The following is a 22,957-nucleotide window of genomic DNA, read 5'->3' on the forward strand; positions in this document are numbered from 1 at the left end:
TGCACGACATGCGAGCCTGCGCCGTCCGTCGGCGGAGGCCCGCTGGACGGACCCTACCGCCGGCGATCAGCTGTGCTTAGGGCGGACTGGTCGTCTGTCTGGCAGTAGCCCGCCTCGCCCCGCAACTCTACGGTGTGCCGAGTCCCGCGTACACCCATCCGGCTGCTCTCCAGGTGGCACGATTGAGACAGTTCCGGCCGTCGATGATCGAGCGGGCGCGCACCACGCCCTCCAGATCCCGCGGGCGCAGGGCGGTGAATTCGTCCCACTCGGTGAGCACGAGCACCACGTCGGCGCGTTCGCACGCCTCGGCGACCGAGGTCGCGTAGTTCAAGGTGGGGAACACGCGCCGCGAATTCTCCAGCGCCTTGGGGTCGTAGACGGTCACCACCGCACCGTGCAGCTGGATCATGCCGGCCACATTCAGCGCGGGGGAGTCGCGGACGTCGTCGGATTCCGGTTTGAACGCCGCGCCGAGCACCGCGACGTTGGCCCCGAGCAGCGAGCCGCCGCAGGCGCGGGCGGCCATGTCGACCACCTTGGTGCGGCGGCGCATATTGATGTTGTCCACCTCGCGCAGGAAGGCGACGGCGTGATCGGCGCCGAGCTCACCGGAGCGGGCCATGAACGCGCGGATGTCCTTCGGCAGACACCCGCCGCCGAAGCCGAGGCCCGCGTTGAGGAATCGGCGGCCGATGCGCGCGTCGTAGCCGAGCGCGTCGGCCAGCATCGTCACGTCGGCGCCGGTCGCTTCGCACACCTCCGACACCGCGTTGATGAACGAAATCTTCGTCGCCAGGAAGGCGTTCGCCGAGACCTTCACCAATTCCGCTGTGGCCAGGTCGGTCAGCAAGAACGGCACCTCGGCGGTGATCAGGTCGGCGTATATCTCGCGTACCAGGTCCTCCACCCATCCGGCGGCGGCGCGCTCCCGGTCGACGCCGAGAACCAGCCGGTCCGGCCGCAAGGTGTCCTTGACCGCGAAGCCTTCACGGAGGAACTCCGGATTCCACGCCACCTCGACGTCGGCGGAACTCAGTGCGCGGGCGCGTGATCCGAGCGAGGCCGCCGTGCCGACCGGGACCGTGGACTTGCCGATGATCACCGAGGGGCGTTCCAGCAGCGGGGCGAGCGTGTCCACCACCGCGTGCACGTACTTCAGGTCGGCGGCGTACTCACCCTTCTTCTGCGGGGTGCCCACGCCGAGGAAGTGCACCTCGGCGTGCGCCGCCGCCTCGGCGTAGGAGGTGGTGAACCGCAGGCGGCCCGCGTCGAGGTTGCGGCGCAGCACACCCTCGAGGCCCGGTTCGTAGAACGGCACCACTCCGTCGGACAACTTCGCGACCTTGCCCGGGTCCACGTCCACTCCGATGACGTCGTGCCCGAGTTCGGCCATGCACGCCGCGTGCGTGGCCCCGAGATACCCGGTTCCGAAGACTGTGCATCGCATGATCGATTGGTAAGCCCCGCCGGTGGCCACGCCACGTCAGCGAGGCAAGGGTCGGGGCAACAGCAGATGTACATGCGGCGACGGCGCCGGACCGGGTGCCCTGACCTGGCGCAACGGTAGTCGTGACCGCGCTAGCATCGGCGTGGTGCGACGTCATCGATGGGCCTGGACCGTGCTCGGCGCAGGTCTGGCGGTGGTCGTCGCGACGGTCGCGCTGTGGCCGGTGTACGTGCGTCCGCGCACCGACCCGCCGGCTCCGGCGGATGCCGTTCTCGTCTTGGGCGGGGCGCACGACGGCCGCGAGCAGTTGGGCCTGCGCTTGGCGCGCGAGGGGTACGCGCCGCGCGTGGTGTTCTCCGATCCCTACGAAAACAGCGCCGTGCTGAACCGAATCTGCCACGGCGGCTACAGCTTCGAGGTCCTGTGCTTCGACCCGTCGCCGCGCACCACTCGCGGCGAGGGCCGTGAATTGGCCCGCCTCGCCCGCGCCAACAACTGGCGCCGAGTCATCGTCGTCACCTTCACTCCCCACATCTCCCGCGCCCGCTACATCCTGCGGAAGTGCTGGGACGGAGAACTCCTCTTCACCGACCCCGAACCCGACCTCTCCCTCCCGCGCTGGGCCTACGACTACGCCTACCAGTCCGTGGGCTATGCGAAAGCCTTCTTCGAGGACTGCTGACCGCTTCGTCCTGCCCGCCACCAGGATTGATAGCAAAGCCGTAACAAATGTGATCGGCATCTCGATCTGATGCCCGTGCGCATCGACCCGGTGCGTGAACACGGATGAGAGCAAGGGAACCTGCCGATGACATATCCGCCCCAGTCGAACGGGTACGGTCCGCCTACCGGGCAGCGGCCGCAGAAGAAGCGGACGCCGCTGTGGATTTGGGTGGCGGCCGTCCTAGGCGGCCTGCTGGTACTGGGCGCGATCGGCAGTGCTGTCGGAGGTAACGGCGAGGTGGACTCGACGTCGCGACGAACCTCCGCGACTCCGGCCGGTCGAAGCGCTGTGGTCGCCTCGGCTACCTCCGCTGCGGCGGTGCCTGCTCCGGCGGCGCCCGCCGCGCCCGCGGCATCGATGCCTCCTGCGCGCGCATCGCAACCGGCGGCTTCCCGCGCCCCTATGCCGAACGTCGTGTGCATGAACTTGCAGGATGCGCAGGACACGATCCAGGCGGCCGGTGTCTTCTTCTCCCGATCCAAGGACGCGACCGGGAAGGGGCGTATGCAGGTACTGGACCGGAACTGGATCGTGGTGGCGCAGGCGCCCGCGCCGGGGTCGTTGATCGGCGAAGGTGAGGCGGTGCTGTCGGTGGTCAAGATCGGTGAACCGAGTTCCTGCGGCTGACGCTCCAGGTGTGCCCATGGGTAGCCGGGTCCGCGATGCGGGCCCGGCTGTCGGCGGCGCTCGCCACACCTCCGCCGGGAATCTGCGGGCGTGTGACGTCAGTTTGACTCGCTGAGAGAGGCGGCCGTACATTCTGTCTCGTGGTGGCGGGATATTCGCCACGGAAGCAACGGTGCACACCCTCTGGGAGGGCAGATGGATTACGACTGGTCAGCGGGGGATCTGGCGTTTCGGGACGAGGTGCGGGAATTCCTCGCCGCGAAGCTGACGCCGGAATTGCGGCGGGCCGGGCGCTTGGCGACGAGCGTGTATCCCGACCACGAGGCGAGCATGGAATGGCAGCACATCCTCCATGAGCGCGGCTGGGCGGCGCCCGCCTGGCCGGTGGAACACGGCGGATGCGACTGGAGCCTGACCCAGCACTACATCTTCCAGCGGGAATCGGCGCTGGCCGGCGCGCCCGCGCTGTCGCCGATGGGCATCAGGATGGTGGCGCCCGCGATCATCGCGTTCGGCACCGAGGAGCAGAAGGCGTTCTATCTGCCGCGCATCCTCACCGGCGAGGTCTTCTTCTGCCAGGGCTACTCCGAGCCCGAGGCCGGATCCGACCTGGCCGCGCTGTCCATGGCCGCCGTCGACGACGGCGAGGATTTCGTGTGCACCGGAAGCAAGATCTGGACCACCCACGCCACCGAGGCGAATTGGATCTTCTGCCTGGTGCGCACCTCGCGCACGGGTAAGAAGCAGCAGGGCATCACGTTCCTGCTGATCGACATGACCGCGCCGGGCATCGAGATCCGGCCGTTGGTGATGACCTCGGGCGAGCAGGTGCAGAACCAGGTCTTCTTCGACAACGTGCGGGTGCCCAAGACCAATGTGCTCGGCAGGATCGATGACGGGTGGACCGTCGCGAAGTATCTGCTCGTGCACGAGCGCGGCGGAGCGGCGGCGCCCTGGCTCCAGGTCATGGCCCAGGACATCGCCGTCAATGCCGCGCAGCAGCCCGGCCCGGACGGCAACCCGCTGATCGACGACCGCGCGTTCGCGGCGAAGCTGGCGGACCTGCGAATCCGCACCGAGGTGCTCGAAGTCCTGGAGTACCGCACCCTCTCCGCGATGGCGCAGGGCAAGAATCCGGGGCCGGCGTCCTCCATACTCAAGATCCTCGGCACCGAGCTCAGCCAGAAGCTCACCGAGTTGGCGTTGGAAGCCGCGGGACCGCGCGGTCGCGTCTACCAGCCGCACGCCACCAAGCCGGGCGGCCCGATCGCCCAGTTCACGCCGCCTGCCGACGGTTACCACAGTGGCGCGGACTGGCAGGCCGTCGCGCCGCTGAAGTACTTCAACGACCGAGCGGGCTCGATCTACGCGGGCAGCAACGAGATTCAGCGAAACATCCTCGCCAAAGCAGCATTGGGGCTCTGATGGACTTCACGCTTACCGACGAGCAGGAAATGCTCCGCTCCGCGATCGCCGGATACCTCGGCGCCCGCTACGACTTGGAGAAGAGCCGCGCCGCGGCGAAATCGGAGTCGGGCTGGCAGCCCGCCGTCTGGCGCGGATTCGCCGACGAACTGGGCATTCTCGGCGCGACGCTGCCCGAGCGGGTGGACGGCACCGGCGGCGGCCCCGTCGAACTCATGGTGATCGCCGAGGAACTCGGCCGGGCACTGGTGGTCGAGCCGTTCGTGGACACCGTCGTGATCGGCGCCGGACTGCTCGAGCGGTCCGGCGGGGAGCAGGCCGACGCCGTGCTGCGCCGGATCGTGTCCGGTGACGCGCTCATCGCGTTCGCCGCGCTGGAACCGACGTCGGGGCACGCGCTGCACGACGTGTCGACCACCGCCCGCCGCGACGGCGACGCCTGGGTGCTCGACGGTGCGAAGACCGTGGTGACCGGCGCCCCGCTGGCCACCGATCTGCTGATCACCGCGCGCACCTCCGGTGAACGGCGCGACAAGGCGGGCATCTCGCTGTTCCGGCTCGAATTCGACGCGTCCGATCCGCCCGCCGGAGTCGAGGCGCATTCCTACCGCACCATCGACGACCGGACCGCGTCCGATCTCGTGTTCACCGGCCTGCGCCTGCCCGCCGACGCGTTGCTGGGCACGGAGTCGGACGGTTGGACCGTTATCGAGCCGACCATCGCGGAGGCCACCGCGGCGATCTGCGCCGAGGCGGTCGGCTGCATGCGCAAGGTGCTCGCCGACACCATCGACTACGCCAAACAGCGCGAGCAGTTCGGTCAGCCGATCGGCAGTTTCCAGGCGTTGCAGCACCGCATGGTCGATATGTACATCGAACTCGAACAAGCCGTCGCGGCAGTACATCTGGCCGTCCACTCGCTGCGGGCGCCCGCCGAAGACCGCGCACGCGCCGTCTCGGCGGCGAAGGTCACCGTCGCCAGGGCGGCGCGTTTCATCGGACAGAACGCGGTGCAACTGCACGGTGCGATGGGCATGACCGAAGAGCTGGCCATCGGCCACTACTTCAAGCGGCTCACCGTGGTCGAGCACGAATTCGGCTCCACCGACGAACATCTCGCCCGGTACGCCGCGCTGACCCGCCCGTAGTCCGGTGCCGGGCCGGGGCTGCCCTCCCGGCCCGGCGCCGACTTCCGTACTGTGCCGCTGCCCGCTGCCCGCTGCCCGCTGCCCGCTGCCCGCGGTACCGGCCGGTGACCGCGTCAGCTTGTCCCGAGCCGCCGATGCGGCTGACCGGTGATATCCGCGATCGTCTGATAGTCGCTGCCGACGTGCAGAACTGTCGCCCGGTGCACCTCGGCGGTCGCCGAGAGGATCAGATCAGGAATCGTCAGGCGATGCGCGTCTCGGGCAGCCTCGGCTGAAAACTCCGTCTCGCTGGCGCGCAGTTGCTGGAGTGTCTTCGAGACCGCACGTTGGTTCGCGACCTCACGCAGTGCGGCATTGACGGTGGCCATTTTCGTTTTCGTGCCCAGTTCTTCGGCGGCGAGCGAGAGGGCGTCGTTGTCGATGTCGAGCGGCGACAGCCCGAAACGACTCGGCCGGGTCCATTTCTGGACCCGGCCGATGACGGTGTGGAGTTGGCTCTCAGCTCAGTTCTTCCGGCCCGGCGCCTTCGCACCGGCCTTGAAACCGAGACCGCCGGGCTTGGCGGCGGGCGGCGCGGCTTCGGATGCGCCGTTGCCGCTCACGCCGTTGGATTGCTCCGGTTCGGCAGCGGGTTCGGGCTGCGCCGCGGGAGTCTCCGCGGCGGGATCCTTCTCCGACGCCGCCGGTTCGGCGGGAGCCGCTTCCGCAGGGGCCGTTGCCGCGGCAGGCTTACCGGGGGCCTTGGCTCCGGGCCGCTTGAAGCCGGACTTCATGGCCAGACCCTTGGCGGGCACCGTGGGCTTGGTCTCGGTGGGCCCGGTTTCGGCCGACTCGGCTTCAGCCGGTTCGGCGGCGGTTTCGGGCGCTGCCTCGGCTGCCGGGGCAGCGGACGCCTTGGCGCCCGGCGCCTTGGCCGCACCCTTCATCGCGAGACCACCACCGGGCGCCTTGGCGGCGCCCTTCATGCCCAGCCCCTTGACCGGCTTGGCCGCGGGAGCCTCGGTCTCGGCTGCCTCGGCCGCGGGCGCGGCTTCGGCGGCGGGGGCAGCGGACGCCTTGGCGCCGGGCGCCTTGGCTCCGCCCTTCATCCCCAGACCACCGGGCGCTTTGGCCGGACCCTTCATGGCGAGACCCTTGGCCGGAGCGGCGGGCGCCGAGGTGGCCTCGGTCTGCGCCGGTTCCGCGGCCGGAGCCTTCGCGCCAGGCGCCTTGGCCGCGCCCTTCATTCCGAGGCCGCCGCCGGGGGCCTTGGCCGGGCCCTTCATGGCCAGACCACCGCCGCCGGGTGCTTTCGCGGGGCCCTTCATCGCCAGACCGCCGCCGGCGGGCGCGGCCGCGGCCGGTGCGGGCGTCGCTTCGGCGGCCGGGGCGGGTTCGGGCTCCGGCTCGGGTTCCGCTTCGGGCGCCTTGGGTTCCTGGATGACAGTCAGGTTCTCGGTCAGCACCGCGGGCTCGACGCGCTCGATGGCGTCCAGCATCAGCTGCGCGACGTCCACCACCTCGACGCCTTCGCCCTCGCCCTTCTCCTGGCGCGCGGTGACGCCGTCGGTGAGCATCACGCGGCAGAACGGGCAGCCGGTCGCGATCTTCCCAGGAGCGGAGCCTGCGGAGCGACCGGAAGGCGCGGCGAGGGTGCTCAAACCCTCCTCCACCCGGTCGATGTTGACGCGCTTGCCGAGTTGCTCTTCCATCCACATCCGCGCGCCACCGGCGCCACAGCACATGGACCGCTCGCCGTGGCGGGGCATCTCGACCAGGTTCGAACCGGCCGCGGCCATCAGCTCACGCGGCGCGTTGTAGATCTTGTTGTGCCTGCCCAGGTAGCAGGGGTCGTGGTAGGTGACGTTCTGCGACACCGACGCCACCGGGATCAGCTGCTTCTGCCGCACCAGGCGGTTGAGCAGCTGGGTGTGGTGCACGACCTCGTAGCTGCCGCCGACCTGCGGGTACTCGTTGTTCAGCGCGTTGAAGCAGTGCGCACAGGTGACGACGATCTTCTTCTTGCGATCCTCGACGCCCTCGAACACCGAGTTCAGCAGCTCGATGTTCTGCTGGGCCAGCTGCTGGAACAGGAACTCGTTGCCAGCGCGGCGAGCGGAGTCACCGGTGCAGGTCTCCTCCGCGCCGAGCACCATGAACTTCACGCCCGCGGTGGCCAGCAACTCGGCGACCGCCTTGGTGGTCTTCTTGGCGCGGTCCTCGTAGGCGCCCGCGCAGCCGACCCAGAACAGGTAGTCGTAGCCGTCGAAGCTGTCGGCATCCTGACCGAAGACCGGGATCTGGAAATCGAGCTCGTTGATCCAGTTGAGCCGGTCCTTGGCGTTCTGGCCCCAGGGGTTGCCCTTGTTCTCCAGGTTCTTGAACAGGCCCGCGAGCTCGGACGGGAACTCCGACTCGATCAGCACCTGGTAGCGGCGCATGTCGATGATGTGGTCGACGTGCTCGATGTCCACCGGGCACTGCTCGACGCACGCGCCGCAGGTGGTGCAGCTCCACAGCACCTCGGGATCGATGATGCCGTTCACGTCCGCGCCGCCGACCAGCGGCCGCTCGGCCTCGGCCTTGGCGGCCTCGGAGATCTTGGCCAGCTTGGCCTCGTCCGGGTTGCCCTCGGCGTCGACCAGGCCGACCTCGTCGCCGCCCATGTCCTTGCGGCCGCCGGCCAGCAAGTAGGGGGCCTTCGCGTAACCGTGGTCGCGCAGCGACATGATCAGCAGCTTCGGCGACAGCGGCTTGCCGGTGTTCCACGCGGGGCACTGCGACTGGCAGCGACCGCACTCGGTGCAGGTGGTGAAGTCCAGCCAGCCCTTCCAGGAGAAGTCCTCGATCCGGCCCGCCCCGAAGGTGTCGGTGTCCGGGTCGGCGGTCTCCATGTCGACCGGCTTGCCCTTCGACATCATCGGCTTGGCCGGGCCCAGCGCGACGCCGCCGTCCTCTTCCCGCTTGAAGTAGATGTTCGGGAAGGCCGAGAAGCGGTGCCAGGCCACGCCCCAGGTGACGTTGCGGCCGACGAAGTACAGGAACGCCATGCCGGACATCAGCTTCACGAAGGCGAACAGCGCCACCATCGTGGTGTTCGCGGGCAGCAGTTTCGCCACCTGCATGGTGAAGAAGTCGGTGGCCGGATCCGAGTGGCCGTAGGCGGCGATCTTGCCCGCCTTCACGAAGATCATGCCCAGGCCCTCGAGCAGCACGATCGCCTCGATGACGTAGGCCGGGGCGAACTTGGAACCACTGAAGCGGGAAAGCCGCTCCGGCAGCCGGGGGTGGTTGAGCTGGCGCAGGGTGATCAGCGTCAGGATGCCGACCACGGTGCCGATGCCGAGGATCTCGTCCCACAGGTGGTAGATCGCCAGATCGCCGATGATCGGCCAGTGGAACGCCGGGTCGAAGGTCTGCCCGTACGCCTCGAACCACAGCATGGTGCCGCCGATGAAGCCGATCATCACCAGCCAGTGCGCCCAGCCGACGGTGCGGAACTTGTTCATGCGCGTGTGCGCGAGAAACTCCACGATCATCTGCTTGAAGCGCGGGAAGAAGGGCCGCCAACGATCCGGAGCGGGCTGTCCGATCATGATGGCGCGCGCGATATTGCGGACGCCGCCGATGAACGACGCCCAACACAGGAGGCTGAGCGCCGCCCCAATCGTGCCCAGCGTCACTGTCAGGGCATTCATGTCGCGACCTTTCTTTAGAGGCACCCCGAGTCGCGGTTGGTTTCCGCTACCGCCTCGGTTCGCTCGTATCCTAACTGGCAGTAAGTTACCCGCCAGTAACAACCATGTCCATCGTACGATCGGCTTTTCGGCTATAGCCCCATATGCTGGGGCTTGACCCATTATTTACCTGTGATCAATGTCACAGTAATTCGCTCCTATCCGCCTGCCGACCGGTTGTTCACCACCGTAAACGCCGAACCATCCCGTCCAGTCGGTAAGGATTGGCTTAGTCCCCATGGCTGATAAGGGATCTCGCTTAAAACGCGGCCTTCTATTAGGCTCACGACGTTCTGATCACTGCGACCGTCTTCGCACCGCTCGGGGAGGATCCGGAGCCGACACCCGGATGTGCTGGATAGAGCTCTCGCGTGTTGAAGACCAGTGGTGACGTACGACCTGATGATGGATTGGAAACTGAATGAAATTCCGCAGAACCACCGCGGCGGCCGCGATGGTCATCGGTGCGATGACCATCGGACTGGGGACCGCCCACGCCGATGCCGAACCGGCCGCCGCCGACCCCATCCGGTACTCGGTCAAGCTGGTGGAGAAGACCGTCGTGACGACGCTCAAGGGGGGAACCTTCGAGCTGGCGAAATCCTCCGAGGACGTCAAGGAAGACGACGTCTACCGGGTCAAGGACTCGCAGGGCAACGCGGTCCTCACGCTGCCGATCGCCTTCAAGGTCGCCGACACCGTCGTTCCGGTGAAGCCGGTGGTGAAGGACGACAACACCGTCTTGGAACTGACGCCTGACCAGAGTGTCGCCGTGCCCAAGGACAAGCCGGCCAACGCCGTCAACGTCGTCGCGCAGCCGATCGCCTCGCCGATCGAGAACCAGCGCGCGCAGAACGAGTTCGCCAGCCAGTTCGGCATCGCGACCGCGGTCGGCGGCTTCCTCGGCACCGCGATCGGTGTCATCGGCGGTGCGGTGATCGGCTGCATCCTCGGCCTGCCGTTCCTCGGCGTCGGCTGCATCCCGGCCGCGATCGCGGGCGCGGGCATCGGCGGCATCCTCGGCACCGTGGCGGTCGGTGGCCCCATGCTGGCTGTCGCGGGGATCGACCTGATCAACACGCTGCAGGCACCGGAGGGCACCACGAAGTGGGCGGACAAGCCGAACTAAGCCTTCGGTCCCACCCCGATCTTCAGATCACGGCGGCCCGCTCTCCTCGGAGGGCGGGCCGCCGCTCGTTCACCCGGTGAGATCGAGCAGGCCGCGGACGACGACCTCGCCCAGTTCCTCGCCCATCCTGCCGAACGAGCGCTCGACCATTTCGAACGTCCCGTCCTCGCCGACCACCAGCACCGTGCTCGCTCTGGTGCCGTGCACGGTGTGCGCGACGAACCTCGCCGAGAGCGCCCGCTCCAGCTCATGCGGGACCCCGGTCCGCGGCAACCGCTCGTCGGGGGCTTCGGTCCGGTCGGCCAGCACCTCGAAGTAGCGGTCCACCGCGCCGGGCTCGGTTCGCACGATCTCGCGCAGCCCGGTCAGGCCCGCCCGGACTTTGGGCCAGATGGGCTGTGGGGCGCTCAGATCCTCTTCCCCCAGGCTCGGACCCCCGGACGTGACGAACGTGCCGTTAGAGAGCCCGTGGAAGCCCGGAGCGAGTTCGCTCGGTTCCACGGCGCTGCGATTGGAATGCCACCACAGCGTGCGCAGGTCGGACACGACCAAGTTGTAGCCGTTGTAGTCGTCGGGAGCGGCGGCGACGTCGAGGACGTATTTCTCCGGCCCGGGGAACTCCCCGGCCATACCACGGTCGGCGGCGCCGCGCAGGAAATCCATCAGCAGCGCGCCGCGGGAACGGGCATCGAGGCGTTGATCGGCGGGATCGCGCACGTTCGTGACGGTCGCGAAGCGGTTGTTGCCGTGCGGCTGGGTGCTCAAGCCGAGCCAGGTGCCGGGAGGTTCGCCCTCCGCGCGGCCGGGGGCTCCGGTGTCGCGTCCGGCGAGCAGACCGGGCGCCTCCGGCCACCAGCGCATGGACTCGGTCGGCCGAGTGTAGAACTCGTCCCGGTTGGCGGCCACGATCAACCGGTAATCCGGATGCGCGCGCCAGCCGATCAACACCAAACACATGCGACCAGAATGCCGGACCGCCACCGCGGTCCATGCGGCGTTTCCCGCCCGGGAGGCCGCGCAAGGGCAGTGAAAGGACTCCGAGATGGCGAAAAGGCCGACAGCTCAACAGCTGCCGGCCTTTTCGCGGTCCTGCGGTCAGTTGGTGCGTACGCGCAGCCCCGGGTTGTCCGAGAGCACCACGTGCACCGGCTGTGCGAACAGCTGCGGCACGTTGCCGGTCAGAGCGCCGATCAGATTCGGGATCTCGCAGATCGGGTAGTCCGCCACCGACGACGCGCTGGAGATGCCGAGCGCCAGGCGGCCGGTGACGATCGGGCCGCCGCTGTCGCCGGGCAGCGCGCAGATGTTGGCCGAGAAGCTCTGGGTGAGCTCCCGGTCGCCGACCTGGACGGTCTGGTCGACGGCGTTGACCACGCCGCAGCTGAAGCCGGTGCGCGCACCGGACTTGCACACCGGGGCGCCGACGACCGGAGTCGCGACGCCGTCGACGGCGATCGGAGCCGCGCCGGGCGCACGGACGCCGTTGTTGGCGAAGCGGTCCTTGGCCTGGTCGTTGACCCGGATGATCGAGTAGTCCTGCTCGCCGAGTACCGATTTCTGGAAGACGCCGAGCTGCGCGCCGAGGCGGTCGCCGTTCATCTCGTACACGCCTGCGGCGTTGCCGCTGCCCGCGGACGCGATGTCGGGGTTGCAGTGGCCCGCGGTGATGTTCACCGTGTTGCCGTTGCGGTCGGTGCCGTTGAAGCCGAGCGAGCAGCGCAGCGAGCTGCGTCCGGCGACCGAGGCGAAGCCGTCGCCGCCCGCGAGGGCGCCGCGCGCCTCTCCGGCGATCTCACCGGCTTGCAGGGTGCCCTGCTCGCCCGCCACGGGCGGGGCCATCACGATGACGCGCGCCGGGTCGATGAAGTTCGGCATCGGCAGGCCCGCCTGGTCGACGCGCACCGCGATCGCGTTGTTCATGGTGTCCACCACCGCGCCGCGCACCAGCGACCGCACCGCCTCGGGCTGGCCCTCCAGCCAGCGCTCGAACGCGCTCTTCTCGCCACGCAGGGCCGCTTCGCTCTTGGCGACGTTGCGGACCTCGAAACCGGCCGACTCGGCCGCCTTCTTCGCATCGTCGGCGCCGGGACCCTGGGCCAGTGCCACGACCGCCTTGCCCGCGTCGTCCAGCCAGGAGCCGGCGAACACGGCCGGGTACTGCCGCTGGGCGGTGGTGGCGAACGCGGCCACCTGCTGCGCCAGCTCCGCGCGGTGCAGGTACTCGTCGGGCGAGATCTTCAGATCGCGAGTCACCGCGGCGATCAGTTCGGCGGGGAGACCGGGAGCCTGGTCCGGCTGAGCCGTCGCTACCGCCGCAGTGGGTCCGAACAGCAGTATCGCCGCCGAGGCGGCGATCACTGTCTTTCGGATTACGGTCTGTCGCGCAGTCGAGCGTGGAGGTCCTATACGTGGCAGGAGCATGAGCAGACTATATGGGGTTTGGCGCGGTATGCCTACTCATCTCGAGGTTCTCGACTCCCTCATAGCCGGTCGACCGGGGATATGTGCATTGCCACATAATTCGGGCGCGCGCTCAGCCCGCGTTCGGCCTGGTGCGCACCGCGATCCCGCTGCCGATACCGCCGCCGGAGGAGGCGTCGACATCGGCCAGGATCGCCCGGATCGGGATGCCGAGCGAAGCGGTGCCGCCGTACTGCGCCAGAGCGACATTGGCCTCGTTGCAGTTCGGCGCGTCGGCGGCGTTGGAACCGCTGGTGATGCCCAGCGCCAGCGTGCCGGACACGATCGCGCCGCCGCTGTCGCCGCCGAGGGTGCAGGCCGAGCTGGCGAACCCGCGCACCGTCTTGCTCTCGCCCTCGGCGGTGAAGAGCTGGGTCTCCACCCGGTCGGCCACGACGAAACCGCAGGTGAAGGTGGACGACTGGCCGGACTTGCAGACCGGGGCGCCGGTGATCGGGTCGGCGGTGCCGGTGATCGCCAGCGTGGTGCCGTTGGCGCCGCGCACCGAGGGCTGGTCCATGCCCGCCCGCACCGCGCGCTCGTTCAGCTTGATCACCGAGTAGTCCAGCGCGGACTGCCCGCCCAGCGAGGCGCGCACGAAGGTGCCCAGCTCGGGGCTGGCCGGGATGTCCCGGACGTTCGGCAGATAGACACCCGCCTCCTGGTTGCCCTTGCCCAGATTCGGATCACAGTGGCCCGCACTGATGTTCAGCGCGTTGCCGGACGCGTCGATGCTGTTGAACCCGAACGAGCACACGTCGACGGCGCGCAGCGACGAGTCGGCGAGCGAACCGGGCGCGCTGATGTAGGTGTCACCGCCCATCGGCCTGCGCTCGACCGGGCCTCCGCTGTTCGGCGACAGGATGACCTTGATGTTCGCCAGCAGGGTGGGCAGGTTGAGCATGTGGCCCGCGGGGGTGTTGGCGACGCTGAGCACCAGCTGGCTGTTCAAGAAGTCGATCGCCACGGAGTTGATCGCCTGTGAGATCTCCCGCGGTAGGCCGGTGATCCACTGGTTGAGCTGTACCAGCGAGCCTTCCAGGCTGTCCGCCGAGACGGGGGCGAGCCGGGTCTGATAGCCGTCGGCCGCGACGATCTTGGCGGCGTCCAGCGAGGTGACCGCCATGACGGGCTTGCCGTCGGCGCCGATCCAGGCGCCCGCGAAGGAATCCGGCCGCTCCGAACGGAAATCGCGCGCGTAGTCACGCAGCTGCTGGGCGCGCGCGGCGCGGTCCAGATACTCCGTCGGCGTCATCTGCAGATCGCGGGCGATGGCCTGCACCAATTCCGGGGGGAGGTTGTCCGCGGCGAGCTGCGCGGGGGCTTCGGGAACCGCCGAGGCGGTAGTCGTGCCGAACAAGGGAGCCAAAAGAACGGTCGATGCGATGGCGACAGCTTTGACCGCGGCGCGACGCGCCACCAACTTGCGCATGAAGTCCCTTCGTCGGCACGCACGTGCCAGCTAAATCCGTGGCCACGGCAGAATCCATTGGCGCACAGTCTTCGTCCAGCAACCGACCGGTGCGGAAATTCATCCGACAACACGGTCAGCGCAACACTCTAAGCCACAAACCCGACTAGGACGCTACTAATCACCGACTACCCGGTATTCCCATGCCGGGGATGGTGGGGATCTGCGGCAGCTGCTGCCCGAACGGGTTGGTCGTGGTCGTAGTGGTCCGCGTGGTAGTGGTCCGCGTGGTCGTGGTGGGCGTCGTGCTCGGCGGCTCGGTGGTGGGCGGCGGCGTCGTGGTCGTCGGCTCCGGCGTCGTGGTCTCGGTGATCACCACCGGCGGCTCTGGCTCGGTGGTGGACGTCGTTGTGGTGACGACCGGCGGTGGAGGCGGGGCCGGACTCACCGACGTCGCCTCGGACTTGGCGTCCGGCAGCGGCGGCACCGGTGTCTCGTCCCCGTCGCGGAACAGCATGGCCATCACGATGCCGCCGAGCACGAGACCGATCGCGGCGGCGCACGCGATCAGCAGCGGCGTACGCCTCGGATCCTTCGCGGGAACCGTTGGCCGCGAAGGCTTCTCGGCCGGTTCCGGTTCGGCGGTCACGACCGGCTCGGAGATCGGGATGGCCGCCGAGTACGCCTGCGGCTGCGCGTCGGCGGCGGGCACCGCGGGGATGACGATGGTGTCCACCGTCGAGTTCTCCGCGGTGGACGGGTCCGGCGGGGTGGCGCCCGCGGGGGTGGCGAGCACCGCCGCCAGCGCCCCTCTGGCCGCGTCGTAGGCGAACGACGCACCGCCTGCTCCGGTCTCGGCGCTGGGCAGCTCACCCTCGCTGACCAGCAGCACCGAGCGCAGACCCAGGTAGTCCAGCGCGTCGCGCAGGGAGCGCACATGCTCGGCCGGCCAGTCCGGCGGATAGGTCGCGTAGAACTCGGCCGGACCGCTGAGATGCTCGGCGGCCAGATTGATCAGGCAGAACATCGCGGTGGCGAAGAGATCTTCGGCGCGATAGGCCTCGCCGTCGTCGACCCGGATGCCCGCAGGGTCGCCCATGGCGGACACGAAACCGGTGATCGAATGGGATCCGGTGGGCGGGGGACCGCCCAACGCGGCGTCACCGTCCTCGGACATGTGCAGGATCGACTCGCGGACGACGTACCGCGGCTCATCGTCACCGTCGGTGACGATGACAGCCGTGCACTCGTCCTCGGCGACGCGCAGGCCCACCCCAGTGGCCATCTCACCTACCTTGCTTCGGCGTTCCCGCTGATGAACCGCGCCCGGTCACACCAGAAGCGAACCGTGTCCCATGGCGCGGAGCATCGACAATAGCTCCGAACGGGAACGGGCACCGACCCGGCGTCGGATGCGCGCTACGTGGTGCTCGACCGTCTTCGCCGAAATGTACAGGCGCGCACCGATCTCGCGATAGGTGAGCCCGAGCAGAACCAGTTCCGCCACTTCGCGTTCCCGTTCGCTGAGGATCGTGGCCTGCGGCGGCGTGGGCGGCGGCGCGGCCTCGCCCTTGGAGGCGGCCGGGGCCTGCGGCCGAGGCTGCGGCTCCTGCGGCCGGGCGTCGGCGCGGACCGTGCGGGCCAGCTTCAGCAGCGCGGTGGCCGTCGCGGAGTCGGGCGCCGCGAGCGCCGCCTCGCTGGCCAGCCGGGCGCCGTCCCAGGTCATGCCGATCTCGGTGAGTGCGGCGACCGCCGCGTGGACCGGTGCGGTGGCGACCTGGCCGCGCAGCACGAGCACCCAGGTGCGGCCCGCGTCGGCGAGCACGGCGGCGTGCCGGTCACCCGCCTCGGCCGCGGCCTTCAGCGCTCGCGCGTGCGGCAACAGCGCCTCGGGGCTCTCGTGCGCGATCGCGGCCTGCACGCCGTACCAGTGGAAGGCGTTGGACCACGCGGGCGGATCGTTCAAGCGGTGCAGCAGCGCGAGCGCCGCGTCCACCAGGGGCGTGATGCGGCGTTCGTCGCGCATCCGGATGGCGGCCAGCCACAGTTCGCCGATCGGCAGCAGCGCGAGCAGGTCGGGCTGCACGTCGTCGAACAGCGGATACGCCTCCTGCCATGCGCGCGCCAGCGCGGTGTGATCGCCGCTGCGCCGGGCGAGGCCGACCGCCACGCCGTGCGCCAGCAGCCGGTCGCGCAGATCGAGCCGGTCGTGGTCGAGCGCGGCCACGGTGGCCGCGGCGGCGCGCTCGTCGCCGCCGAGCATCGCCGTCCAGGCCGCGAGCACGTCGAGCTGATGGCAGCGCAGCCCGCTCGCGGTCGCCCGCCGCAAGGCGTCCTGGGCGCGGCGGGGCTCGCCGGTGCCCAGCGAGAGCAGCGTGGCGATGGAGGCCGCCGTGCACGGCAGGAAGCGGTCCACGCCCGCGTCCGCGTGCGCGGCTTGCACCAGCGCCGATACCGCCGCCGCGGTGTTGTTGCCCGGTTCGATGGTGTCCGCGAGCGCGGTCGCGATCAGCCGCGCGTGCGCGCCGGCCTCGGTGGGCGGCCACTTCGTCGAGGAGGAGGACATCTCCCTGGCGCCCGGCACGTCGCCCGCCAGACACAACACCGTGGCGCCGACGGCCCAGTCCGGGCCGACTCGGTGCCCGCCGAGCCAGGTGTACAGCTGCGCCGCGCGACCAACCAGGCCGCGTCGGGTGAGCACCGCCGCGCAGATCCGCACCGCCGTCGCCAGTTCCGTACCGGTGCTGCCCGAGCGCGCCAGCATCGGCTCGGCCAGCCGCATGGCCGTGTCGCCGTCACCGGTCCGGGCCGCGGCCTCGGCCCAGCGCAGCGCGATCAGATCGAGTTCGGCTCCGGCGGCCGCCGCGGCGGCGTAATAGCGAACCGCGTCGCGGCCCGCCTGCTCCGCTGCGCCGACGAGGAACTCGGCCAGACGAGGGTCCCGGACGCCGGACTCGGCCAGTTGCAGCGCGGTGCGGTCGCGCAGCAGGCCCGCCTCCAACCGGGCGCCGAGCAACCGGCGCTCGACCGCGACGAACCTGCGGTCGCCGAGCAGGGTGCGCAGGGGCGCGACGGCGGGTTCCAGCAGCAGGTCGGCATCGGTCACCAGGGCGCTGGCCCTGGCTCGGTCGATGAGATCCTGCGCGACGGACTGTTCCACGCCGAGCACCTCGGTGAGCTCGCTGGAATCCAGACCCGTGCCCGTGGTGGCCACCACCAGGGTCTCCAGCAGGTCGGGCTCGAGGTTGTCCAGCAACCCGCGCGCCCACGCGGCGACGGCCGTGTCCACGGCGGCGATGCCCGCGTCCAGGCGCGCCGAGCAGGCGGCGGTGAGCGCGGCAACCACACCGCCGCGGATACCGGCGGTCTGCAGGTGGATGTGCTGAGCGACCTGGCGCGGCACCATCATGCCGAGTTCCCTGGCGAACGGCGCCATGTCCGCGACGCCGAGCGGGCGGAGGTCCACGACGCGACCGCGCCGGGCGACCGCGTCGGCGAGCATCCGCAGACGCGGATCGTGCGGGCGGGGCTGGGCGGCGATCACCATCGTGCGATGCCCGGATTCCACCGCGGCGCAGAGATATTCGAGATCGAGCCGGCCGAGCGTGTGGGCGTTGTCGATGATCAGGGCCGGGCGGGCGGTATCGGTCGTCACGCCTGCCGCGCCGCCCGCGACCGTGGCCGGTGCGCGGGTCAGCGAATGCGCGCCGTTGCGCGCGTGCTGGAGAGCCGTGAGGTCGTCCTGCAGCGGGACGCCCCTGGCGCGCAGGCGGGCCCTGATCTCCGCGAGCAGTGTCGACTTGCCGGTCTGGGACCGGCCGCGGATCAGGTAGACCACCGGCTGGTCGTCGGCGGAATCCAGATCGCGGAAGATGTCGCGGGCGCACGGGAGGGTGTCGAAGGCGGTATCAGCCACCGGAGCCTCCCAGGATCTCGCCGGGAGCGCGAAGCACCGTGCCGAGGGTGTCGCCCAGCACGCCGGTCGGCAGGCTCGGCGCGGTGGGCTGGGTGGGCCGCGGCTGCTGCTGGGTGGGCGGCGACGGGTTGGTGGGCGCCGGTGCGGGCGCGGGAGCGGGAGCGGGAGAAGGCTGCTGGGGTTGCGGCTGCGGCGCGGGTTGCGGCGCCGGGGAGTCCGCGGCGGGGGCGGGGGCGGGTTGATCGGGACTCTGCTCGCTGTTCGCCACCGCCACGGTGGTGCCCTGGGCCGGGGACGTGGGCGAACCGGCCTGCGACGTCCCGGCGCCAGCCCGCCCGGGCGAACTCGCGGAGTCCGTGGCGGCGACGCCGGACGGTGCGGACGGGTCGCTCGTCCGCGCTCCCGTCGTCGCGGCGACCTGTGCGGCGCCGGTGGAAGACTGCTCGGTCGAGGCGGGAGTGCTCGGGCCGGACTGGATGCCCGTGCCGATGGCCAGGGTGCCGGTGGCCAGCAGGCCGATGGCGGCCGCGGTGCCCGCCACGACCGCGAGGCGCTGCCTGCTGGTCAGCGCGCGACGGCGGGCGGGACGATCCTCGGGCAACGCCGCGAGTCCCGCCGAGGGGAGCGCTCTGGGCTGCGGCACGGTCTCGTCCTCGACCACCGGATCGACCAATGGGAGCTGGTCGGTCTCGGCGGCGAGCAGATCGGCGGCCAGCAGCGCGGCGCCGCGGGCGGTGGTGTGCTCCGGATCGGGAGCCGCCACGACGGGCAATCCGAATTCGGTGGAGACGAGTTCGGCGACCAGGGGGATCGCGCCGCCCCCACCGGTGAGCAGGACGCGGCCGACATCGCCGATGTCGAGCCCGGCCCGGTGCACCGCGTCGCGGATCAGGTCCATCGCACTCGACAGCGGTCCACGCAGCAGGTCTTCCAGTTCACCGCGCACCAGCCGCACGGTGCCGTGCGGATCCGCGGGGTCCAGCCGAACCGGAACAACCGTCGCGGTGTTTATGGAAAGCTCTTCTTTCGCTTTTCTGCAGCGCTCACGCAAAGCCGATAATTCGCGTTCCACCACCGGGTCGAACGGATCGAAATCCGCGGCGAGCACCGCATTTGCCAGGACATAGCGCATGGTCAGCAGATCGAATTCGGCGCCGGCGACGTCGGTGTTGCGCAGCGGCGTGCCCAGCAGGCTGGCGTGCTCGCCGGTGCGTACCACCGAGACGGTCGAGCCGGTCGCGCCGAGGTCGAAGACGATCACCGCGCCGTCGTCGGCCCAACCGTGCGCGGCGTCGAGCCAGCGGATCGCGGCGGTCGGCTCCGGCACCAGCGTCACCTCGCCGAGCCCGGCCCGCTCCAAAGCGTCGCGCTGGATGTCGACGGTGTGCCGCGACCACCACGCCGGGTGGCAGGCGACCGTCGCCTGGGCACCGCTTCGTCCCGTCTCGGCGGCGATCTCGTCGACCAGGCATCCGATCGCGGTCGCCACCAGGTCGGGCGCGGAATAAGAGGAGCCGTCCTCGGCCAGGATGCCGACCGGGTCGCCGACCCTGGCGAGGAAGCCTTCCAGCAGGACGTCGCTGGAATGGCGGCCGGTGGAGCGCGCACCCCCGCCCAGCGTGGGCGCCATGTCCTCCGACAGCCGCAATACGCTCGGATGCGAGCGTAGATAACCGCCGCCGGACGGGCCGATGCCGTCGTCGCCCTCTTCCGTTGCCGCCACGGCGACCGAATTCGACGCCCCGACAGTGATGCCGAGCGCCAGGCGCTGTGTCATTCGAGAACCCCGTTCGAAAAACTGTCTGGTCCGGTGTCGCTGCTGTGTGTCCGAGCTGGTGCGCTGGGCGTTGTAGTTGCCGACGCAACCGTTCTGTCGGTTGCTGGCCATCAGCCGTTACCTCGTTAGGGGATCGTTTAGGGAAATTCCCCTAATTCCGCTCCGGCCCCTATCGGGTGCCCCCGGCCGGTCGTAGGGGTTCGCCCCGTTTCGGCGTAACGGGATGCGCTCCTAGCGTGATTTGCATTCCAACGACTGCGGATCAGCGAGGTCCGCCGGGACTCAGGAGAAGATTCTCATGACACCCAATGCGATTCTGGAGTTCATCCTCGATCTGCTGCGGAACCACGAGGCCGCGGTCGCCTACTGCGCCAACCCGACCCAGGCGCTGGCCGCCGCGGGCCTGAGCGCGGTGACGCCGGAGGACATCGCCCTCTGCGCTCCGATGGTCGCGGAGTCGGCGCTGGTGACCGGCGGCTCCCAGTTGCAGTCCATCGTGGCGGTAGGCGCGCAGACCGGCGCCGCCGCCGCGGTCGGCGCGGCGAGCACCGTGGGTGTGGCGGCAGTGGCGGATGCCGGAGTCGACCTGGGTGCTGATCTCGGAGTGGACCTGGGCGCGGGCGGCGGCGTCGACCTGGGTATCGGTACGGGCGTCGACGTCGGTGCGGGCCTGAACACCGCGATCGAGACCGGGCTGGAACTCGGCGCGGGTCTGGGCGCGGGACTGGCCGCAGGGCTCGACACCGTGGTGAACGCGGGTGCCGACTTGTCCGCCGCCGTGGGCGGCCTGCTCGGTGCGGGCGCGCAGGTGATCAGTGGCATCGGCGGGGGTATCGACCTGGACACCGACGCCGAAGGCGCGGGAAACATCGGCGCAGGACTCGGCACCGGCCTCTCCACCGGTGTCGACGCGGCAGTCGGCGCGAGCCTGGAAGGCGCGGTGGACGCGGCGGCGGGCTTGGGCGGCGGGCTGGAGGGCGCGGTGAACGGGGCAGCGGACCTCGGTGCCGGCCTCGGTGCTGGACTCCAGGGTGCGGTGGACGCGGCGACCGGCTTGACCACGGGTGTGGATGCCGTGCTCGGCGCCGGTGCGCAGGCGGGCGCTGGTCTCGGCGCGGGCCTGGGCGGCGTCGTGGACGCGACGACCGGTTTGACGACCGGGCTCGGCGCGGGCCTCGAAGGTGCGGTGGGCGCGGCAACCGACCTGACCGCGGGCCTCGGCGGCGGCGTGCGGACGGGCGCCGACCTCGTCGCCGGTGTGGGTGCGGGCCTCGAAGGCGCTGTCGGCGCGACGAACGGACTCGGTGCCGGTCTGGAAACCGCCATCGGTGGCGCGGCGGACATCACCACGGGTCTCGGCGCCGGCTTGGAAGGCGCGGTAGGAGGCGCGGCGGACATCAGCACCGGCTTGAACGCGGGCCTCGAGGGCGGTCTGGGCGCGGCGACCGACGTGAGCGCGGGCCTCGGCGCGGGTCTGGAGGGCGCTGTCGATGCGACCACGGGCCTCGGCGGTGCCATTGATGCGACGACCGGCCTCGGCGCAGGTCTGGAAAGCGCTGTCGGTGGTGCGGCGGATCTGGCAACCGGCGTGGGTGCGGGTCTCGAGGGCACTGTCGGTGGTTCGACGACCGGTCTGGATGCGGCGCTCGGCGCCGGTGGACAGGTGGGTGGGGGTCTCGGCGGCGCGGTGGATGCGACCACCGGGCTCGGCGCGGGTTCGAGCGGTGCCGTCGAAGGAGCAGCGGATCTCGAAACCGGTCTGAACGCGGGTCTCGAGGGCGCCGTCGATACGGCCGGCGGTTTGACGACGGGTGTGGATGCGGCCCTGGGTGCCGCTGGGCAGGTTGGTGCCGGACTCGGCGCGGGTCTCGGAGGTGCCGTCGATGCGACGACCGGCCTCGGCGCCGGTTTGGAGGGCGCGGTTGGTGGTGCGACGGACGTCACCACGGGTCTGGGCGCGGGTCTCGGAGGTGCCGCCGGTGCGTCGACTGATCTGAGTGCCGGTTTGGAAAGCGCAGTCGGTGGTGCCGCGGACCTCTCCACGGGAGTGGGTGCGGGTCTCGAGGGTGGTTTGGGCGCGACGACCGACCTGACCACAGGACTCGGTGGGGGTCTGGAGGGCGCCGTCGATGCGACGACCGGACTCGGCGCGGGTCTGGGTGGTGCGTTCGGTGGTGCGGCGGACCTCACCACGGGTCTGGGTGGCGCTGCGGGTGCGGCGACCGATCTGACGGCTGGTCTCGGTGCCGGTGTGGGTGGTGGCCTGCAAGGCGCTGCCGATGCGGCGCTGAATGCGGGCGGCTCGGCTGGTGCCGGTCTCGAGGGCGCTGTGGACGCCGCGAGTGGTCTGACCGCAGGCCTCGGTGCCGCTGGGCAGGCCGGTGCCGGGATTTCCACCGGACTGCACGGTGCGGCCGACGCGGGTGCGCAGATCGGTTCCGGTCTCGAGACCGGTCTGGGCGGCGCGCTCGGCGCCGCGGGCCAGGCGACGGCCGGGCTCACCGGCGGAATCGACACCGCGGCACAAGGCTCCGGGAACGCGGCCGCCGGACTCGGAAGCAATTTCTCCTCTGCCGTCGGCGGAGCCGGAAACCTGGGAACGCAAGCGACGGCGGGTCTCGAGACCGGGCTCGCGACGGGTCTCGGCGCGGCCGTGAGCACCGGAGCGGAACTCGGTGGCGGACTGGAGAGCTCGCTGAACACCGGCGGGCAGGTCGGCGCGGGCCTGGAAAGCGGGCTCGGCGGGGCGCTCGATGCCGGGGTCCATGGTGCGACCGGACTGGAGACGGGCCTGTCCACCGGCCTCGGCGGTGGACTGTCCACCGGCGTGGACGGTGCGGTGCACGCTGGTACCGGCCTGGAAACCGGACTCACCGGCGCCCTCGACGCCGGAGCGCAGGCGGGTGCCGGACTGGGTTCGGGCCTGTCGGCCGGACTCGATGCCGGTGCGCAGGCGGGAGCGGGTCTCGGTTCGGGCCTGTCGGCCGGGCTCGATGCGGGTGCCGGGCTCGGCTCGGGCTTCTCGACCGGTCTCGGCGCTGCGGGCAACGCGGGTGCGGGCTTGGAGAGTGGCCTGTCGACCGGTCTCGGCGCTGCGGGCAACGCGGGTGCGGGCTTGGAGAGTGGCCTGTCGACCGGTCTCGGCGCTGCGGGCAACGCGGGTGCGGGCTTGGA

At 70.3% G+C, this 22,957-nt stretch carries 15 protein-coding genes; 6 read left to right on the forward strand and 9 right to left on the reverse strand.

Going from position 1 to position 22,957, the window contains the following annotated elements:
* Positions 1 to 127: 127 nt before the first annotated feature.
* Positions 128 to 1,450, reverse strand: a complete 1,323-nt coding sequence (locus tag ACGF7Y_RS11585; RefSeq protein WP_393232268.1) for a UDP-glucose dehydrogenase family protein — start codon at positions 1,448 to 1,450, stop codon at positions 128 to 130.
* A 145-nt stretch (positions 1,451 to 1,595) separates the two neighbouring features.
* Here ACGF7Y_RS11585 and ACGF7Y_RS11590 point away from each other — a divergent pair, with 145 nt between their 5' ends.
* The 4 genes from ACGF7Y_RS11590 to ACGF7Y_RS11605 all read left to right on the forward strand — a co-directional run bounded on the left by ACGF7Y_RS11590 (position 1,596) and on the right by ACGF7Y_RS11605 (position 5,374).
* Positions 1,596 to 2,132: a YdcF family protein gene (locus ACGF7Y_RS11590; RefSeq protein WP_393232271.1), complete on the forward strand. Its 537-nt coding sequence runs from the start codon at positions 1,596 to 1,598 to the stop codon at positions 2,130 to 2,132.
* 462 nt (positions 2,133 to 2,594) lie between these two features.
* Positions 2,595 to 2,801 (forward strand): calcium-binding protein, encoded by a 207-nt coding sequence (locus ACGF7Y_RS11595; protein ID WP_391461538.1) that lies wholly within the window; start codon positions 2,595 to 2,597, stop codon positions 2,799 to 2,801.
* A gap of 195 nt (positions 2,802 to 2,996) precedes the next feature.
* On the forward strand, positions 2,997 to 4,226 hold the full coding sequence (locus ACGF7Y_RS11600) for an acyl-CoA dehydrogenase family protein (RefSeq protein WP_393232274.1): 1,230 nt from the start codon (positions 2,997 to 2,999) through the stop codon (positions 4,224 to 4,226).
* Positions 4,226 to 5,374: an acyl-CoA dehydrogenase family protein gene (locus ACGF7Y_RS11605; RefSeq protein ID WP_393232277.1), complete on the forward strand. Its 1,149-nt coding sequence runs from the start codon at positions 4,226 to 4,228 to the stop codon at positions 5,372 to 5,374. The genes ACGF7Y_RS11600 and ACGF7Y_RS11605 overlap by 1 nt, the downstream gene beginning before the upstream one ends.
* 113 nt (positions 5,375 to 5,487) lie before the next feature.
* On the opposite strand, the gene ACGF7Y_RS11610 is transcribed toward ACGF7Y_RS11605, so the two are convergent.
* Both ACGF7Y_RS11610 and ACGF7Y_RS11615 read right to left on the reverse strand, forming a co-directional pair.
* Positions 5,488 to 5,742, reverse strand: coding sequence for a hypothetical protein (locus tag ACGF7Y_RS11610; protein ID WP_393232280.1), 255 nt, complete (start codon positions 5,740 to 5,742; stop codon positions 5,488 to 5,490).
* 135 nt (positions 5,743 to 5,877) lie between these two features.
* Positions 5,878 to 9,051, reverse strand: coding sequence for a (Fe-S)-binding protein (locus tag ACGF7Y_RS11615; RefSeq protein ID WP_393232282.1), 3,174 nt, complete (start codon positions 9,049 to 9,051; stop codon positions 5,878 to 5,880).
* Positions 9,052 to 9,511: 460 nt separating this feature from the next.
* Between ACGF7Y_RS11615 and ACGF7Y_RS11620 the strand changes: the two genes are divergently transcribed.
* Positions 9,512 to 10,219: a hypothetical protein gene (locus ACGF7Y_RS11620; RefSeq protein ID WP_393232285.1), complete on the forward strand. Its 708-nt coding sequence runs from the start codon at positions 9,512 to 9,514 to the stop codon at positions 10,217 to 10,219.
* A 69-nt stretch (positions 10,220 to 10,288) separates the two neighbouring features.
* Here the strand turns inward: ACGF7Y_RS11620 and ACGF7Y_RS11625 are convergent, their stop codons facing one another.
* The 6 genes from ACGF7Y_RS11625 to ACGF7Y_RS11650 all read right to left on the reverse strand — a co-directional run bounded on the left by ACGF7Y_RS11625 (position 10,289) and on the right by ACGF7Y_RS11650 (position 19,783).
* On the reverse strand, positions 10,289 to 11,176 hold the full coding sequence (locus ACGF7Y_RS11625) for an NRDE family protein (RefSeq protein WP_393232287.1): 888 nt from the start codon (positions 11,174 to 11,176) through the stop codon (positions 10,289 to 10,291).
* 138 nt (positions 11,177 to 11,314) lie between these two features.
* Positions 11,315 to 12,577: a S1 family peptidase gene (locus ACGF7Y_RS11630; RefSeq protein ID WP_393232290.1), complete on the reverse strand. Its 1,263-nt coding sequence runs from the start codon at positions 12,575 to 12,577 to the stop codon at positions 11,315 to 11,317.
* A 175-nt stretch (positions 12,578 to 12,752) separates the two neighbouring features.
* The gene (locus tag ACGF7Y_RS11635) at positions 12,753 to 14,111 is read right to left on the reverse strand and encodes a S1 family peptidase (protein ID WP_062977969.1); all 1,359 of its coding nucleotides are present in this window, start codon (positions 14,109 to 14,111) and stop codon (positions 12,753 to 12,755) included.
* Between the two features lie 160 nt (positions 14,112 to 14,271).
* Positions 14,272 to 15,375 carry a hypothetical protein gene (locus ACGF7Y_RS11640; RefSeq protein WP_393232293.1) on the reverse strand — a complete coding sequence of 368 codons (1,104 nt, stop codon included), beginning with the start codon at positions 15,373 to 15,375 and terminating at the stop codon, positions 14,272 to 14,274.
* A 45-nt stretch (positions 15,376 to 15,420) separates the two neighbouring features.
* The gene (locus tag ACGF7Y_RS11645) at positions 15,421 to 18,006 is read right to left on the reverse strand and encodes a LuxR C-terminal-related transcriptional regulator (protein WP_393232295.1); all 2,586 of its coding nucleotides are present in this window, start codon (positions 18,004 to 18,006) and stop codon (positions 15,421 to 15,423) included.
* Positions 17,999 to 19,783 carry an Hsp70 family protein gene (locus ACGF7Y_RS11650; protein ID WP_393232298.1) on the reverse strand — a complete coding sequence of 595 codons (1,785 nt, stop codon included), beginning with the start codon at positions 19,781 to 19,783 and terminating at the stop codon, positions 17,999 to 18,001. The genes ACGF7Y_RS11645 and ACGF7Y_RS11650 overlap by 8 nt, the downstream gene beginning before the upstream one ends.
* 298 nt (positions 19,784 to 20,081) lie before the next feature.
* Between ACGF7Y_RS11650 and ACGF7Y_RS11655 the strand changes: the two genes are divergently transcribed.
* A partial coding sequence (locus ACGF7Y_RS11655) for an IniB N-terminal domain-containing protein (protein WP_393232300.1) occupies positions 20,082 to 22,957 on the forward strand: 2,876 nt, incomplete at its 3' end.

This window comes from Nocardia sp. NPDC047654 (genome assembly GCF_043205035.1).
In the GTDB taxonomy this organism is placed as follows: domain Bacteria; phylum Actinomycetota; class Actinomycetes; order Mycobacteriales; family Mycobacteriaceae; genus Nocardia.